18 protein-coding genes are annotated in these 16,168 nt (G+C 64.9%); 1 reads left to right on the top strand and 17 read right to left on the bottom strand.

Annotated elements, in window-relative coordinates; all coding sequences use genetic code 11:
• Positions 1 to 3: 3 nt before the first annotated feature.
• The 8 genes from E0H50_RS37775 to E0H50_RS37740 all read right to left on the bottom strand — a co-directional run bounded on the left by E0H50_RS37775 (position 4) and on the right by E0H50_RS37740 (position 4,981).
• Complete coding sequence (locus E0H50_RS37775) at positions 4 to 822, bottom strand: AAA family ATPase (protein WP_131295932.1); 819 nt, start codon at positions 820 to 822, stop codon at positions 4 to 6.
• Between the two features lie 13 nt (positions 823 to 835).
• Positions 836 to 1,270 carry a hypothetical protein gene (locus tag E0H50_RS37770; protein ID WP_131295930.1) on the bottom strand — a complete coding sequence of 145 codons (435 nt, stop codon included), beginning with the start codon at positions 1,268 to 1,270 and terminating at the stop codon, positions 836 to 838.
• Between the two features lie 92 nt (positions 1,271 to 1,362).
• Complete coding sequence (locus E0H50_RS37765; protein WP_131295928.1) at positions 1,363 to 1,704, bottom strand: hypothetical protein; 342 nt, start codon at positions 1,702 to 1,704, stop codon at positions 1,363 to 1,365.
• A 114-nt stretch (positions 1,705 to 1,818) separates the two neighbouring features.
• Positions 1,819 to 2,118 (bottom strand): hypothetical protein, encoded by a 300-nt coding sequence (locus E0H50_RS37760; RefSeq protein WP_131295926.1) that lies wholly within the window; start codon positions 2,116 to 2,118, stop codon positions 1,819 to 1,821.
• 76 nt (positions 2,119 to 2,194) lie between these two features.
• Positions 2,195 to 2,737: a hypothetical protein gene (locus E0H50_RS37755; RefSeq protein ID WP_131295924.1), complete on the bottom strand. Its 543-nt coding sequence runs from the start codon at positions 2,735 to 2,737 to the stop codon at positions 2,195 to 2,197.
• Positions 2,738 to 2,860: 123 nt separating this feature from the next.
• Positions 2,861 to 3,949 (bottom strand): hypothetical protein, encoded by a 1,089-nt coding sequence (locus E0H50_RS37750; RefSeq protein WP_131295922.1) that lies wholly within the window; start codon positions 3,947 to 3,949, stop codon positions 2,861 to 2,863.
• Positions 3,946 to 4,224, bottom strand: coding sequence for a hypothetical protein (locus E0H50_RS37745; RefSeq protein ID WP_131295920.1), 279 nt, complete (start codon positions 4,222 to 4,224; stop codon positions 3,946 to 3,948). Before E0H50_RS37745 ends, E0H50_RS37750 begins: the two co-directional genes overlap by 4 nt.
• Positions 4,225 to 4,522: 298 nt before the next feature.
• On the bottom strand, positions 4,523 to 4,981 hold the full coding sequence (locus E0H50_RS37740; protein WP_131295919.1) for a hypothetical protein: 459 nt from the start codon (positions 4,979 to 4,981) through the stop codon (positions 4,523 to 4,525).
• A gap of 132 nt (positions 4,982 to 5,113) precedes the next feature.
• Between E0H50_RS37740 and E0H50_RS43605 the strand changes: the two genes are divergently transcribed.
• Positions 5,114 to 5,404 carry a hypothetical protein gene (locus E0H50_RS43605; RefSeq protein ID WP_202868514.1) on the top strand — a complete coding sequence of 97 codons (291 nt, stop codon included), beginning with the start codon at positions 5,114 to 5,116 and terminating at the stop codon, positions 5,402 to 5,404.
• A 56-nt stretch (positions 5,405 to 5,460) separates the two neighbouring features.
• On the opposite strand, the gene E0H50_RS37730 is transcribed toward E0H50_RS43605, so the two are convergent.
• From E0H50_RS37730 to E0H50_RS37690, 9 genes are all read right to left on the bottom strand, one after another.
• Positions 5,461 to 5,709: a hypothetical protein gene (locus E0H50_RS37730; protein WP_131295917.1), complete on the bottom strand. Its 249-nt coding sequence runs from the start codon at positions 5,707 to 5,709 to the stop codon at positions 5,461 to 5,463.
• A gap of 41 nt (positions 5,710 to 5,750) precedes the next feature.
• A complete protein-coding gene (locus E0H50_RS37725; protein WP_131295915.1) occupies positions 5,751 to 6,566 on the bottom strand; it encodes a hypothetical protein in 816 nt (271 codons plus the stop codon).
• An 89-nt stretch (positions 6,567 to 6,655) separates the two neighbouring features.
• Positions 6,656 to 6,988, bottom strand: a complete 333-nt coding sequence (locus E0H50_RS37720; protein WP_131295913.1) for a hypothetical protein — start codon at positions 6,986 to 6,988, stop codon at positions 6,656 to 6,658.
• Positions 6,985 to 8,028: a hypothetical protein gene (locus tag E0H50_RS37715; RefSeq protein ID WP_131295911.1), complete on the bottom strand. Its 1,044-nt coding sequence runs from the start codon at positions 8,026 to 8,028 to the stop codon at positions 6,985 to 6,987. The genes E0H50_RS37720 and E0H50_RS37715 overlap by 4 nt, the downstream gene beginning before the upstream one ends.
• Positions 8,029 to 8,065: 37 nt before the next feature.
• Positions 8,066 to 9,694, bottom strand: coding sequence for a siphovirus ReqiPepy6 Gp37-like family protein (locus E0H50_RS37710; RefSeq protein ID WP_131295909.1), 1,629 nt, complete (start codon positions 9,692 to 9,694; stop codon positions 8,066 to 8,068).
• A complete protein-coding gene (locus E0H50_RS37705; RefSeq protein ID WP_131295908.1) occupies positions 9,695 to 11,092 on the bottom strand; it encodes a phage tail family protein in 1,398 nt (465 codons plus the stop codon).
• A gap of 64 nt (positions 11,093 to 11,156) precedes the next feature.
• Positions 11,157 to 15,368 (bottom strand): hypothetical protein, encoded by a 4,212-nt coding sequence (locus E0H50_RS37700; RefSeq protein ID WP_131295906.1) that lies wholly within the window; start codon positions 15,366 to 15,368, stop codon positions 11,157 to 11,159.
• 3 nt (positions 15,369 to 15,371) lie between these two features.
• Positions 15,372 to 15,674: a hypothetical protein gene (locus tag E0H50_RS37695; RefSeq protein ID WP_131295904.1), complete on the bottom strand. Its 303-nt coding sequence runs from the start codon at positions 15,672 to 15,674 to the stop codon at positions 15,372 to 15,374.
• Between the two features lie 65 nt (positions 15,675 to 15,739).
• The gene (locus E0H50_RS37690; protein ID WP_131295902.1) at positions 15,740 to 16,090 is read right to left on the bottom strand and encodes a phage tail assembly protein; all 351 of its coding nucleotides are present in this window, start codon (positions 16,088 to 16,090) and stop codon (positions 15,740 to 15,742) included.
• Positions 16,091 to 16,168 lie beyond the last annotated feature (78 nt).

Raw genomic sequence — 16,168 nt, 5'->3', positions numbered from 1 at the left:
GCACTACGGGGTGCGCATCCCCATGTACTTGTGGAACCGCGTCTTGCTCGGTTCCGCTTGAAGCACTGCGAAGTTCCGGCCGGAGGGATCGCACGGCCCCATGCGTTGCTTGAGGCAAGCGATCTTGTATTCCAGCGTGTTCGGATCCAGCCCGACGCCGAGCGTCAGCTCGGGCTTCTCGGCCAGACCGTTCTTCGCGTCAGCCCGCGGCGGCGGATCGAACGGTGCCGTCCGCGCCTCCTGGCTCTTGTCAGTCGCGTGATGCAGAACGAAGGTCGAGGCGCCGGTCTCCCGTGCGAACTCGGTGATCGTCTGCATCGTGGCCATCTGCTCGGTGTAGTCGGTCTCGCCGCCCTCAAAATCCATGAGGTTGTCGAATACCACGCAACTCGGATAGGCATTGTGGAGCTCGACGTATGCCTCCAGTTCCTCCTCGACCTGTCGCCAGGTGATGGGGGATCCGAATGAGAAGGTGATGTTCAGACTCTCGAGAGCCTTCAGGTACTTCTCCCGCGCCGCTCCACCCTCGGCCATGGCCGCCTCGACAACCTCGGTCTCGTCGCCGGTCACCGTGCAGGCGAGGCGCACCGAGGCCGTGAAGGCGCTCATGTCGGCTGAGAAGTAGAGCGTCGGGAGATTCATCTCGGCCATCCAGAACAAGGCAAGGCCGGACTTCTGGGTACCCGAGCGACCCAGGATCATGATGACTTCGCCGTGCCGGGGGCGAACCCCCCGCGAGTACAGCGCCGAGAAGGCGTCGACTCGGGGGAGTTCGCGTCCAGCTTCAGCGTTGAGCGCGAGCGACCTTGAAGCGGTCAGCACTCAGCGACCCCGATCAGTCGAAGTCGGGAACGTCGGCCATGGCGTCGGCGAGCGCGCTCTCGCGCTTCTCGAAGTACTCGGCGACCGCGGCCTCGATGTCGGCCGGCACCTCGAGGAAGGCGTAGTAGTTCTTCCCGCTGGGCTTGGCCACCTTGGCGAGCAGCGGCGTCCCGATGTTCGTCTCGGCTTCCTTCGCCAAGACGGAGGAGTGGATGATCGCGTTCTTCATGACCTCGTGCGGCGTCCGGGTCTCGATGTTCTGCGAGTTGCGGAAGACCGTGATGTCCGCCGTCACCTCGTCGCGGTTGGTGGTCACGCCGTTGAAGGTGTTCGGCACGTCGCGACGGACGGACTTGGCCTCGATGATCAGGGCCAGGTCGGACACGTGCTTGGCCGGCGTGAAGAAGGAACCGGAACCGCCAGAGGGCTTGTTGAACGGGCTCGACACTGTTGTGGTGCTCCTATCTATGAAGTTGTGTAGGCGCTCCAGGTATCCGAGCGGATACTCGAAGCGGTCGTGCGGGAGAGGCTGTGCGTCGGTCAGGCGACGAGGGGGCGGATCTTCTCCGCGCGCTCGTAGGCCATGTAGGCGTCGTCGTACGCCATGTCGGCGATGGCCGACAGGTCGTTGACCTTGAGTCGAAGGTCGTCCTCCATGCGCTCCACCGCGGCGTCGTGAGCGGCCTGCGCCTGGCGGATCTGTTCGCCGGCATCCTGGCCGATGGCGGACAGCTCGGCCTCGGCCTGCACGAGATCGTCGTGCGCCGCCTTGAAGACGGAGGTGGCCGCTCCGTGCAGCGCCAGCGCCGCGCCGTACCGTTCGCCCAGACCGGGCTCGGTGGGGGTCTTGCTGGGCACGAGGGCCTTCAGGATCTTCTTCACTGGTGAGTGTGTCCTCTCTCGATATTCAGTTGTAGTGCAGAGCCCCGGCGCTGCCGAGGATGCAGACTGCGATGACCAGGAGGCCGATCGCCAGGTCAATCAGTGCCTCACGGCTCACACCGTCTGGACTGGCACATCGTCCGGCAGCTGGTGCCCGAGGCAGTGGGCGCACTCGTTGGGCCAGAGCCACGAGTAGTCGCATCGCTCAAGCGGGAGACCGAAGACGAGTCGCATCGTCTTCGCTGGGATGTCGTTCGCCGTGATCCCCATGACCCAGCGGCGGGGGGTGGTCGCCCACGCCTGGAGGCGCTCGCTCCATTCTGCGACCTTGGCCTCCTCCTCCGGCGTCAGCTCGAAGTTGAGCTGGCTCGGGTGGACGTGGCCGACCTCGATCCACTCGGAGGCGTCGCTCACAGGGCGACCGCCAGGCCGAGACCGAAGCCCAGGACGAAGACGATGCCCAGGATGATCAGGCTTTTGATCTCGTCGCTCACTTCTTCAGATCCCGACCGCGCGCCTTCCACTTCTCGAAGAGGTCGGCGTCCGCGTCGAACGTCGCCTTGTTCTCGGCCCAGAGGCGCTTCAGGCCGTCGACGCTGCCGGTGCCGGCGATCGTGTCGATCATGATCTGCCGGTCGTCTCGCGGCTTCTCCGGCTCGGCTTCCTTCTCGGGCTGGCCCTTCTCGCCGGACTCGGCCTGCGCCCATGGGTCGTTGGCCGGAGCGTTGTCGGCGCCCGTCGTACTTACCGAAGCCTGGGTCTCACTCCCATACTCACGGTTGGCCGAAGCCGGCTTGCTCTCGGGAATCACAGTGCCCCCCAGGACCTCGGCCACGGCCTGGCCGCTGACCGCCAGGGCCGCCGCCGCGAGGTGAATCTCGAACGGGGTGCCCTCGGCCGGGATGTCGAAGAAGCGGGCGATGTCCTCGGTGGTGCGCTCGATCGAACCCTCGAACGCGACCGCCCAGCCCATGTCCTGGTTGGTGAAGGTCTGGCGGATCCCGCCCGCCAAGATGTCCACGCTGGCTGTCACTAGGTGGTGCTCCTCTCTCTCGCTTGCCCCGCCGTGTGAGTCGAGCCTCCCATACTCACATTCGGCCTATCAAATCGGCGAGGCACTCTCCAATCCCTCGCCAACAGCTCTACTCTCTCATACTCACGATGCGATAGCAAGCCCCGTGGGGATCTCGAACTTCGTGAGCGCGTCGCGGCTCAGGTTGCGCAGCTCGCGCACCTGGCCAGCTACCTGGACGGCTCGCCACCCGAGGGTGAGGTCGGCCCAGTACAGCTCCATCTCTCCGCTGTCGGCGGGGATGTTCATGATGATGCCCCAGTCCTGGCGCACCTCGGTGATCGGGATGCGGGACTGGATCAGCTTCGGCGCTTCTTGGTTGTACCGCTTGCCGTGCGAGTAGATCGAGAGCTGCATGCACATCTTCAGCCCGCCGTACTCGACGGTTCCGGTCTTCAGGTCGGTGATCAGCTTGTCGGTCGGCTCGATCTCCTTGCCGTCCGGCGTGATCAGCGGGACGTACACGGCACCCTGAGGCACCTCGTCCAGCTCGAAGACGCGCAGCGCGCCGTTGTACCAGTAGCAGGCCCAGCTCGAGACACGGTCCGGCGTGCCGGCGACCTTCAGCTCGTCGATCAGTACGAGCTCCTCCATGTGCTTGATGGAGAAGAACTCGGTGCCGCGCTTGTAGACATCCATGTCGAGGATATCTTCGAAGCTCACGTCCTCCGGCAGATCCTCGCCCAGGTCGATCAGCTCGGAGAGGCCGTGCTTGAACGTGCCCTTCTTCGACTTCTCGTTGGCGCCGCCCTTGTCCTTGGCCACCTCGGCGCGACGGTTCAGCCAGTCCTTGTCTTCCTTCAGCTCGGGGTCTTTGTCCAGCACCCCGCGGAGAAGGTCGGGCTCGAGCGCTACGCCGATCAGGGTCATGCGGTTCTGCCACGCCATGATCTGGGACTTGTCCTCGAGCACGTCGATGTAGGTCGTCACGCGGGAGTAGCTGCGCAGCACCTCACCGGGCTTCGCTTCGTCCTTCCCGCATCGCTTGCACTTCACGGTGTTGCCGGGTCGCTTCTCCGAGGGGACGCGCCCCCCGTCGCACTCGGGCACCGGGCAGGCTAGCCGGATCCGCGGCCTCTCCTTCTTGTCGCGGAGAACCTTGTCGTCGCCACCCGCCTCGCGAGTCCCAGGGACTGGGGGACTCGTCTTCGGCTTCGCGAAGGTTACTGTCACGCAACCACCCGCAGTCCATTGGCCGGTCGAGCTTCGGCCAAGATGCACTTCGTCACTTCGTCGTCCACCTCCCACTCACTCTCTTCCTCGGGAACTACCTCGAGCCCCAAGCGGTCGATGGTGTCGAGTGCAAGACGCAGAGCCTCGGGCTCGTGGTCGTGCGACACCGTCATGTAGCAGTCCTCACCCTCGATGTCCACAAACAGCGTGACGCCCAGCATCGTTAGAACGAACGGAACGCCGAGCATGCTCGCGCTGTGGACGGTTTGGAACATGTGGATAACCCCCCATGAGTTATGTGAGTATGTGAGGACAGCAGGACTGTTCTACCGGCCCCGAAGCACGACTGTCAATACGTGAGTATGTGAGAGTTGGTGTTGTGACGTTCAAAACACCCGCACAAAAAAGGCCCCCGATGGTCAGTCGGGGGCCTTCGGCATCTATCCCGCCTCGCTTCGAACACTAGGGGGAGTCACGCTCTGTCACAACTTGAGCCTAGTGTTACCGGCAGGTTGTGATGCTCTCGTGATCACGCTCTCAGGGCGTTACAAGATGCGCTTGGCAACTTCCTGCCTAGTCCGGTTCACGAATGAGGTCGTTGTCGATGCCAGGCCGGCGAGGAACGTAGTAGAACCCCTGCTCTTCCGGGCGATCGGGGAGGTAGGCAACGACCTCATCCTTTGCTTTGCGCTCGCGGAGCCAGGCGTCCAGCTTCTCTTGGTTCAGCTTGCTCAGTGCCTCGCCTCTCCGGCGCTTCTCCTCCAGACGAAGCATCTGAATCGGGTACGACCAACGCCACCGTCGATCGACCGGGCTCCAGGGGATCAGGCTCGAGCCCCCGTGGGCCAGCCTTGGCTTCAGTTCATGCCGACGCCGGAAGTTCGCGAACGCAGTCTCGCCGATCTTGATGTTGTACTTCTCGGCATACTGCTCAACCATCCACTTGTAGGTTCGCCCCTCCTCGAACCACCGCAGAACTTCGCTCTCGTTCTGGATCTTGGTTCGGGGTGTCCCTGTACGCCCCTTCGCCATCTCTCCTCCAACTCTCATGAGGTGCGTCACACCCCCCGGTGAATCACAACCTTCAGCCATATAGCGTCATCTACCGGTGGCTCGATTGTCAATGTGAGAGGTACGCTCCTTTGTAACGAATGGGAGGTTGAGATGGATAAGGTCGTGAAGGTGTGTGATGTCTGCGAGGATCTGACCCGCCCGGTTCAGATCTATACCGTTGGATCGGCGGACGGGCGAGTGGCGGATCCGCCGCCTACGCTGTGCGCTGAGCATGCCGCTCCACTGGAAGCTTTCCTCCCACAAGCTCAGTCGGCACCGGCCAAGCCCACTCCGGCGCGCAAGGCCCCTGCGAAGAAGGCGGCGGCCAAGAAGGCGGCGGCCAAGAAGGCGGCGCCGAGGGGCAAGGCCCGTCGCACGCTGAGCCTCGAGGAGATCGGCTAAGCACAAACGACGAGAAGCCCCCCGGCTCAGCGATGAGCGCGGGGGGCTTCGTTACGTCAGTGGACCTCGGTGTCCTTCAGGAAGGCCGGCAGGTAGCCGAGCTCCTCCAGCTTGTTCTTGACCTTGGAGATCAGCGCGGTGGCCGCAACGACCAGACCGGCAACCGCGGCCTCGTTGTCGACGCTGAAGCCGAACTGGTGCAGCGACGGCACGATGACCGCCACGACGGCGAGTACGCCGAGGGCCACGTCGAAGCCGGTGCGGACGGCGCGCTTGGTCGACGCCGAGTTGAGCTTGTCGAGCACGATGGAAGTACCTCCGATGGTGAGACGGTGTCGGCCGACGCTCACGCGACGACCCGGTAGTTGTCCTGAGTGAGGAGCTGGGAGAACTTGGCCTTGGTGATTGGGCCAACGTCGCCGTCGACGGCCAAGCCGTAGTGAGCCTGGAACTTCTCGACCATCCCGGTGTACTGAAGGCCAGCCGACCTCCAGTTGCCCTGCCGGACGAACGCCTCCCAGACCCGAACGTCCCGAGCGGTGACGATCTTCTGGTCGTCGAGCAGCCAGTGGGCCACGCGAGTCGCCTCGTTGCGGGCGATGATCTGGCCGCTGCGGAAGTAGCCACCGTTCGCGGCGTACGCGATCAGCTTCAGGGAGACGCGGGGTCCGGTCGCGACCTTCGCGGGCGGCGCGTCCTTCGGCGGCTTCAGCGCGGCTAGCTGGGCCTGGTAGCTCTCCCAGGTGTTGTCGGCGTAGAGCCGGTCGCCGTCGTCGGCGCGGTTGTTCTTCAGGCCGTTCTTGCCGTTGTGGTAGGCGACGACCTGCTTCTCGGCGCCGGCACTCAGGCTGTCGCAGCCGACCGCGATCATGTGGACGTGGTACGGCCAGTTGGCCTGAGCCGGAGTGCGGAGCCACGCAGCGAAGCCGACCTGGCGAGCTCGCCGCACGACCTCCTTGCGCTCGGCGGTGGTCAGATCCTTGGCGCGGATGTCGAGCGCGCCGCCGCCGTCGTGCGTGCCGGCCGACGCGGTGACGCCGCCCTTGTTGAAGCCGCCCTGCGTGATCCGGACCGGAGCCTCGCAGATCCGGCGCAGCTCGACGAGCATGTCTCGAGTTCGGGCGTCCATGCGGAAGCCCTCGAAGATGATGTAGTTGGCCATGGGGGTTGTGCCTCCAAGTTGTGAGTTGGCAGACCAACGCCCCACCGCGAGAGCTCACATACTCACGATGGGGCGTTCGACTTGGTGGGCTAGTTGCTGGGGTTGCCGCGCTCACTGCGCCAGGCGTGGATCTCGTCACGCGCCTCGTCGAGCATCTTCTGCATCGCGTCGAGACGGGCTTCCATCTTGGCTTCGCGCTCGAGCGCACGGTCGCGCTCAGCCTCGGCTCGGTCAGCTCGGGCGGTCTCCGCTTCGAGCACTGCCTTCAGGGCCACAACGGCGGTCTCGGCGCCGTTGACGATGATCGAGTCCTTCTCTGCGGGACCCTTCTTCCAGGCGGCGTAGGCGGCTACAGCGCCAGCCATGCCACCACCCGCGACGAAGGGGCCGGCGAGCTTGATGATCTCGGTGGTCGCGCTCACGAGCCGACCCGCCTCAACGTGAAGTGCTGGTAGCCGTCGTCGGAGATCATGCCGAGGGTTCCGCCTGCGGTGTGCCGGACGCTCGTGGTGAGGAAGTCCGAGGGGGACAGGTAGGTCTCGCCGGAGAGCTTCAGCGTGGTGAAGCCGCCCTTGACGGCGTTCCGGATGTCGTTGGCGACCAGCACAGCGTCGTTCTTCACGAGCGTGAGCTGCCGGTAGCCGGCATCGGCCGCCGAGGTATTGAAGGCGTTGTGGATGTCGTAGCGGTACCAGCCCGCCTTCGACACGACGAAGCGCCCGGTGACCGAGCTGTAGGAGATGCCCGAGAAGTCCTCGGTGGTGACCCAGTTGAGCACCTTGGTTGTGGCGTCCGGTACGACGTAGCTGGGAGCGCCGAGGATCTGCGCGTCCTGCTTGTTGACGTACGGCTGGGACTCCAACGCGAGGACGCGGCTGGGGATGCTCGGGTCGACCACGGGCACCCAGTCGACGCCGTTGTGGAACTCCCACTGGCTGATGGTGGTGTTGTAGCCGAGGGTGGCGTAGCGCGGACCCTGCGGGCGACTGGCGGTAGACCAGGCACCGGGAGCGTCGGCCAGGAAGCGGCGCCGGTCGACCATCTTGGTCGGGTCGACGTTGGCCGCGCCGGGTGCCACCGGGATGTCGAACAGCGGCATCTCGAAGATCGCGGAGTCGGTCTGCACGAGAGCCGGCGCGCCACCGCCACCGACGCCGGAGACGACGGCCGGGACGATGCTGTTCACGCTCGGATCGAGGCGCAGGACAACCGTGTGGATCACCTGGCTGCTACCAGCGGCGGGGATCGTGAGGGGCTCGGCGGCGTCGCACAGGAAGCCATGTCCGCGGACGATGGCGAAGCCTGCCTGGATGGCGATGTTCATCCCTCCGGTGGCATCCACCCGAAGGGCCGAGCCGCCGTACGTGTCCGCCACGCCGGACGCCTGGAGCTCCCGGAACAGCTTGCTGTACTGGGTTTCAGTGGTGTCCTGGTTGTCGAACGGGAAGGAGCTGTAAGGCACGAGGGGACCTCCAATGGGTCTCTGAAGAACATGGGGGTCAGACCTTTTGGATGCGCACGAACGAGCCGCGATGCACGGCCACAGTCGAGGCGTGGGCGGTCCTCTGTGCCCACTGGAAGCTGAGGCTCTGCGAGCTCGACGAGTTGGTGAAGGAGCCCGTCAGCTGCATGGAGCGCTTGGTGCCGGCGCCTTGTCCGGCCGCGGTGAACGCTGCGCCACCTTCGACGACGCCGTGCTCGGCGCCTGTGGCGACCTCGCGCAGGTTGAGGTGGATCAGGTTGGCGATTCCGGCGCTTCCCAGGAACGCAGCCTTGAAGTCGGCCTCGGAGTCTGCGCTGTAGACGATCATCGCGTCGAAGATGTAGTTGCCGGAGGCGATGCCGGTGATGGATAGCGCGGCGTCGGTCGCCAGCGTGGTGGTGTTGGTGGCCGTGGTGTCGGAGGTCTTCAGCGCTGCCTTGTCCGCCGAGGGAGTCGATCCGCCACCGGTCGAGCCGGGAGCGTCGTTCCGCTCGAGGGAAGAGACGCGCTTCTCCGTGTTGGCCACTCGGTTGCTGACAGCTGCCTCAGCTGAGAACCCTGCCGGGTCGCCGATCACGGCGCCGAGGCGGAAGCCGTCCTTGTCCACCTTGAAGACGAAGCCGGTCACGTCGGCCACCAGCTCCTGGCCCTCGACGACGACGGTCACCCGGTCGCCCAGGTACCAGTCGGTGAGGAAGTTCATCGAGCTGTCCTCGGCCGGCGTCGCCTGTACGGCGAGAGTGGTGACGCCCTCCTTCTGGAGGGGTTCCATCCCCGCGGCCTCGAGCTCGGCCTCCACGCTGGTCTGGCGCTGGTCGATGAACCTCTCGATGCGCCGGCCCCATAGCGCGCCAGCCGCGTCGGCCTCGGCAGTGTGGTACTCGCGGATCTGACGATCCTTGCCGACGCCTTGCCCGGCGACGATCGCCACCGTGATGGCCGGAGGGGATTGTGAGACCTTCTGGCTGGCCAGCGTGTTGTTGAGTGCGTCCAGGCGGATCTCGGCCGACCTGTCGCGGATCTGGTAGGTCTCGAAGGCGAGGCTGCCACCACGCTGTACGACGCGGAAGCCGAGCGGGTAGTTCGCCTCGATGGCGAGCTCGGCCAGCAGTTCACCGAGCACCTGGAAGCGGGGAGCCTTGGTGACCACGGTGCCGCGACCGGCGTTGGCGCCCATGACGAGGTTCGTGTTGCGGCGACCAGTCGTTGCAGTAGGCCCGATGTTCGCGTTGACGTACGCGTGCATGAGCGTCTCGCTCGGGCCGGTGCGTGTGTCGTTGGCCTCGGTCTGGCCCGAGGTGGGGAGAGCGGGCGAGGGGAACGCCAAGGATTCGCCGAGGATCACGTTGTCGGTGACGCCTTGGAAAGTGACGGTGCCGCTGGGGTCGTCCGCGGAGATCGAGAGCTCGGGCTTGTCGGTCGGGCCAGAGAAGAGGTTCTCTCCATCTGGCCCGACGACAATCAGCCCCGACCCTGGCGTGCGCAGCACGGGGGCCATCGGATGGACGGCGGACAGGTTGAGCTTCCAGCTACCGACGCCGTTGTGGTCGATCGATGCCTGAAGGTCGAGGTCTTGGTCGGGGATCATCCCCTGGATCGCCAGGGACTTGTCGCGAACCAGGACCGAGATGTCCGAGAGCTGCACTTAGATCACCATCTGCTTCCGGTCTTGCCAGATGCACCGGATCAGCGACTCCCCGCTCTGGATGAGGTCCCACTTGCGGGAGGTCGAGGCGTACGGCGTTCCAGTCCATTCGAACTCGTTGGTCAGGGTGTCCGGCGTATCGCCGTCGAAGTACTGGGAGTCCTCGCCGACGTAGACGGAGTCGAAGAGGGTTGTCGTCGCCACGGTCGGCGAGACGGCGCCCCACAGCTCGATCACGTGGGAGGTCGACGTTGCGACGAACTGCGTCGACATCTGCACGGCGCCCTTGCCGGGGCCGGAGCTGCGCTGGCTCGCCGTACCGGAGACCTTCACATAGGCCGGACCGGAATCGCCTTCGTCGATGAAGCCGGCAGCCCCGAGGATGTAAGTGCGTCCGGGAGTCAGTCCCGTGACGGTGTAGTACACCTGCGGAGAGCCGTTGGCAGGAACGACAGCCTTAAGCGTCTTCTGCCCCCCGGATCCCGGATTGCTCCAGGAGATGACAACCGGGTTGGTCGATGTGGTTGCCGCATAGCCAGTGATTCCCAGCTCGAACATGCCGTTGGTGACATAGTTCAGCCGAGGGTTGACCCGCTGCTGACCACCGGAGCCTGGGTTGTTCAGGGAGACCTGCGCCGTGAAGATGCCCGGTGGGATCTTCCACATGCGAGGCGCCGGCCCCATCTCCGAGAACCGGTTGACGCCGTGGTTGTCGGTGACCTTGGCCGTCTTCGTGTCGATGGTCAGCACCTCGCCGTCGAGCAGAGCGCCGGTCCAGTTGAGCACCTCGCCAGCGGGGGAGATGGCAACGAAGTTGTCGCCAGGACCGACGACCTCCCACCTGGGCCATGCCGGCGCGTCCCCGAGGTTCTCGAGGACGACTGAGCCGAGCGCCTGCGAAGGCTTGAGCTTCAAGGCGGTAAGGGAAGCGCCGGCCTGCAGCAGACCGCGCGTGCTCGATGCGGCTTTGATCGTCGGGGCGTTCGAGTGACTCGAGGTCCAGTACGGATCACCGGCCCGCATCGTGATCACCGTCATGAGATCGCGCTCGCCGGTTGTGTCTGCGCCATAGACGTACTGGCCGCCGCCTACGCGACGCACATTCACGAACCAGTAGGAGCCGTCCTCATCGACAATGCGAAGTTCGCATTCGCCGGCAAGGATCGTCGAGAGGGTCTTCGATAGCGCCTTTAGTCCGGCTCGATCGCCTCCGTCGAAGTACAACGGCAGGTCGATGTCGCGCGGGAGGGCGCGCTGGCCACGGAAGGTTGCTCCGTCGCCAGCGCCCTCGACCCACTGGGTGGAGAGGTCCGGCAGGCCCAGACCGGTCACACCGGAAAGGGCCTGCGCACCTCGCGCTTCGGTCGGAAGCGCTTGGTAGATCGGGTCGTCCGCCATCAACAGGGAGTCCAGGTCGAGGACTCCACCGTTGACGTTGGACTTCAGTACCAGCTTGGGCACGCTAGAACACCATCCTCGTACGGTCGGCCGCCGCGAAGAGGTCTTCCTCTGCGTCGAGGGACCTGCCCGGAGCGGCGTAGTAGTTGAGGGTCTTGCCCCCGCTGGTGGAGCCGCCCTTGGCGAGAGCGGCGTTGACGGCGCCCGAGAGCTTCGAGCCCACCGCCTGGTGGTCAGCCATCGCAGACAGAGACGACTGCACGCTGGCGCGCTCGTTGTCGATGCCGATCGCGAAGCCCTGCCCGACGTAACCGCCGAGCTTCATGAACACCCGCGAGGGCGACTTGATCTTGAGGGCACGCTTGATCGCGGCAACGAGCACATCGGCCAGCCGAGTCATCTGCGCGTCGAGCGGCTTCTGCATCTTCTTCAGGCCGTCGAGCAGGCCCTGCGCGATGTTGATGCCGTTCTGGAACTGCGATGCCGCAGCCTGCTGAGCAGCCTTGTTGGCCGCCTGGGAGAGCTGCGCCTGGAGGGCGTTGATCTGCTTGACGCCGGCCTTGCCCTGACCGAGGATCGACTTCGCCGCGGCGAGCCCGGCCTCGGGGCCAGCCTGTGCGATCTGGTCGAGCGCTTCCTTGTTCAGGCCACGCTTGGTCAGCTCAGCGAGCACCTTGCGGAACTCGCCGGCCTGCTTCGTGGCCTTGGTCAGGTTGGCGATGATCGCCTTGTACGAGTGGTCCTCGCCGCTGGTGATGTCGCCAGGGCTGACCAGCTTGTCGTAGACGTTCTTGACGTAGTCGGCCGACTGCTTCTTCAGGTCGTCCAGGTTCTTCTGGGCGGACTTGATTTGGGCGGTCAGCTTGGCCTGCGCCTTCTCGACGAGAGCGACACCGGTCTGCGCCTGGGTGACCAGGGCGTTCAGGTGAGCCTTCTGCGAGGAGGTGAGCACCTTCGACATCGAGCCGATGACGGAGTTGACCTTGCCGATGTTCGTCTTGACCATCGACGGCAGCGCGTTCGTCAGGGACTGGAGCGCGCCCCGCAGTTCGGGGATCTTGCTCTTGATTCCGACGATGAAGCCGTTGATGACCTTTTGCCCAGCGGGCGTCAGGATCTTCGAGTCCTTCTCTGGCGGACCCTTCCAGGACGGCAGGTTCGAAGTGATCCCATTCAGGACCCCCTGCACGCCGGGGATCTTCGACTTGATGCCGGCAATGAAGCCGTCGATCACCGAAGCGCCGGCCGCAACGAGCGCAGTGCCCATGTTTCCGACAGCTGCCTTGACCTTGCCTGGAAGCTCCTGGACCGCGGTGACGGCTTCGCCGATCTTGGTCTTGACCGCCAGTACGAACTTCGCCAGGTGGCCAGCTACGACGCCGGCCAGCGTGGAGAAGAAGCCGGTCACCTTGTCGTAGGCGCCCTTGATGGCGCCGACGAACCCCTTGCCCGCACTGATAGCGAGGGACACCATCTGGGTGAACAGCGTGACCAAGGACGCAATGGCCTTGAAGACGAATCCGAGGATTGCCAGATCGATGGCAGCGAAGGTGCGGATCATCATCGCGCCGAACTGCACGATCGGTGCGATAAACTCGACTAGCTTCAGGATGAACTTGGTCAGCCATTCGACGATCTCGGCGATCATCGGGATAGCGGGTGCGATGGCCGGTGCGACCTTTGCGGACAGGTCAGCGAACTCTTGAAGGATCGTGGTGACCAGAGGCAGGAACGCCAGCACCAGCTGGAGTACGGCAGCGTTGAGCTCTCCCAGTGCGGGGAGTAGCGGAATGACCACCTGGACGGCTGACAAGAAACCCTGAACGAGCTGGGCAATGGGCTCGACCAGTTGCAGGATCGCCTGCCCCAGAACGTCGATCACCGGGGCCATGCCTTGCAGGTAGGCGCCCAGCAGCTGCCCGAGGGTCTCGAGGAGTTGCCCCAGCAATGGGCCGAGGGTGGTGAGTGCGCCAACCAGGAAGGTCCCCAGCGACTCGACCACGGCGTTGATGCCAGGCGCCATGGAGATGAGCCCCTGCGCCAGGGCACCGATGATCGGGGCCACCGCAGTGAGCGCCTTGGACAGGACGCCAGCGAGCGTCTCGGCCAGGAAGCCGAGCGGGCCAGTCAGGTTGGCTACGAGGTCGGCCAGGATCGTGAACGCCTGTCCGAGGACCGGACCGATGGCCTGAGCCATCCTGCCGATCAGCGTGGCAACCCCGCCGAGTGCGCGGGACAGCGGAGCCAGTGCTGGCAGGATGCCGTTGATCCCCGCGTCGAGTCCGCGGAACAGGAGCTCGATGCCCTTGGATACCACCGGGCTAGAGAGCGCGTCGGCGATTGCGCCGACCACCTTTCCGATGGTGTTGCCAACGAGCGGGAGGATCGTCTGGAGCGTTCCCGAGAGCGACAGGAAGAACCGCTCGAGCGACGGGCCGGCAACGTTGGAGATGTTGTCCATCGCCTGCTGCGCGGCTTCGAAGACCCCTGTGAGGGCCTGCTGGAAGGACGGGCTGTTGACCGTCTCAGCGACACGGCCGAGAGCGTCGGCCAGGCTGGTGAGCGAGGAGCCACCGGCCTTCTGTGCAGCCTCGGCGATGCCCGACAGGATCGAGCCGATGCCTCCGGCAACGCGAGCCAGCTCCTTGAGGGCGAAGATCCCGTCGTCGATCCACTGCTTGAGCCGACCGTCCGCCGCGGCCTGAGTGAGCCAGGCGTTGAACTGGTTGGCGATCTTGACGAACCAGGCAGCCAGCTGAGGCAGGTAGCCGGCGCCGACCTTGCCCAGCGTGGCGATCGCCGAAGCGATGGCGTTCGTGGCGCCCTCAGCGATCAGGATCGAGTTGTTCAGATCCTTGAACATGTTGCCGAGCAGGCCGTCGAACGAGGTCTTGAGCGCCGTGGCCAGTCCACCGAAGAACGTGCCCAGGTTGGACGAGGTCTCCTCGAGACCCTTGCTCAGCTCGGGGAAGAGGTGGTCGATCAGATCCCGGATGGGCTTCTGTGCGACCTTCCAGAACCGCTCGGACATCTGGTCCTGAAGTGAAGCCAGCTTGGTCTTCACGTCGGGTAGGACCGTGTTGAAGTCCTTCAGGACGGCGATGGTCGTACCGAGCCCGATGGCCAAGCCACCAAAGATCCCCGGCAGGACCAGCGCCACTCCCGCTATCTGGGCGAGCGACGCCGACAGCGCGAAGAGGTTGCTCGTTGCCGACAGAGCCCATGCGCCGACGCCGGCAATCGCCTCGGCGATGGTGCCGATGATGGGCAGGTTCTTGTCCAGGTTCCCCAGGCTGCGGGCGAGGTCTTCGATCATGTCGTTGACCAGGCGCGCGCCGGATAGTGCCGCCAGCGTCGTGGCGACCTTCGCGGCTGCGGTCTTGCTCACCTTCGGGAGGATCGAGACCTCGCGAGGGCGGGTGAGGATGCGCAGCTCACCGGCGACCAGGAGCTTCTGGCCCCTGCTCAGCTCCGGCTGGATCTCGGTCTTCTTGAGGTCGTCGAGCTTCTCGCGCAGATCCTGGATGTCGCCCTCGACCTTGTGCCGGTCGCGCTCGGACATCTCCGGCGTGATGCTGGCCTGGAGGTCGTCGATCTGACCGAGTACCTTGCTCATCTGGCGCCGGAGCTTGGTCTGCGCCGAGGCGTCGAGCGTCGGGCTGATCCGGATGCCGGCAAGCTCCCGCTGGATACGCTCCTGCGTCTTGCGGAACGCGGCGTTGTCCAGTTGCACCTCGATGCGCGAAGCCTTCTCGAGCTCAGCCTGGAGCACCTCGCGTGCGGTGGTGAGGGAGTTCTTGTCGAGCTTGATGCGGAGGTCGATCTCGGCCATCTTCTCGAGCTCGGCGTCGATCTTGCTGATGGCCTTCTCGACGGAGCTGAGGCTGCCTCGGTTCACCCGGAAGTCGATTGTGGAGACCTTGTCGAGCTGTTCGCTCAGCAGGTCTCGCGCAGCGTTGAGGGAGTCGCGGTCGAGCTCCACCTTGAAGTCGATCTCGTCGAGCTTGGCGATCTCGCGCTCGATGTTCGCCATCGCCTTGCGCAGGGAGTCCTGCGACTGGTCGTTGATCTTGAGCGTGATCGAGTCCAGCTCGGCCTGGACCTTCTTGGCGGTGGCCTTTGCCTTCTGGGCGATGCCATCGGAGTCCAGGTCGAGGTTCACCTTCAGCCCGTCGAGCGACTTCTCGATGGCGTTGAGGTCGGTCTTGAGCTTCCTTCGGAAGCCGGAGGTATCCGGTATCACCTTGACGGCGATGCGTCCGACGACCTGCGTCATGGGCTACTTCCTTCCACTGAAGCCCCGATACAGCTCGGCCACCGACTTCGTCTTCGGCCGTTCCTCGGGCTTGCTCGATGTAGGTCGCGGATACGGCGGGATGTCTGGAGCCTTCTTGGCCCATTGGCCCGTTGCGCGCGTGTTCTGGTTCAGCGCGTCGTACAGGTCGGCGTCGAGGTGACGGTCGACGCCCCAGCCGCGGAACTCCCTGCCTCCACTCGCGAGAGCGACCGTGAGACAGGTGTCGGGCAGAGCCCTCGCGAGGGTGTTGACGATGGCGGGGGAGGGACCCCGACCCGCGATCACGTCGACGAGGTTTACGTCGAAGTACTCGAGCAGGTCGGGGTAGAGGCCCTCTCCGTAGTCGTCGATCAGTCCTGCGAGGGCGAGGCTTCCCCCACCTGGGCGCCCTCGTTGTACTTCTCCAGGATCGTGGCGAGGACCGCCAGGTCGCCGCCGACCTCCTCGATCAGCTGCTCGGCCAGGACGGCGCGCTCGGCCACGATGCGGATCGTGCCTTCGAGCTGCTCCTGCGAGTCGTCGACGCTCTCCGCGTCCTTGTTCTCCTTGCTCAGCTCGGTGAGCTTGGCGCGCTTCTCCTTCGACAGGCGCAGCGGGTTCAGCAGCTTGCAGACCGAGCCGTCCGACAGGGTGATCGGGACGGCGCCGTACTTCGCCTCGGCGGCGGCGCGGATGTCGTCGAGGGTGAAAGAGTTGGACATGAGGTAGCGGACCTCCATAGGTAGATGGGATGTAGCGGACCGTTGCTTTGGGCACCGAGTGGTGCCCCCTCGCCCGCA

This window comes from Kribbella sindirgiensis, from assembly GCF_004331435.1.
GTDB lineage: Bacteria > Actinomycetota > Actinomycetes > Propionibacteriales > Kribbellaceae > Kribbella > Kribbella sindirgiensis.
This window is presented reverse-complemented; position numbering and strand designations above follow the sequence as displayed.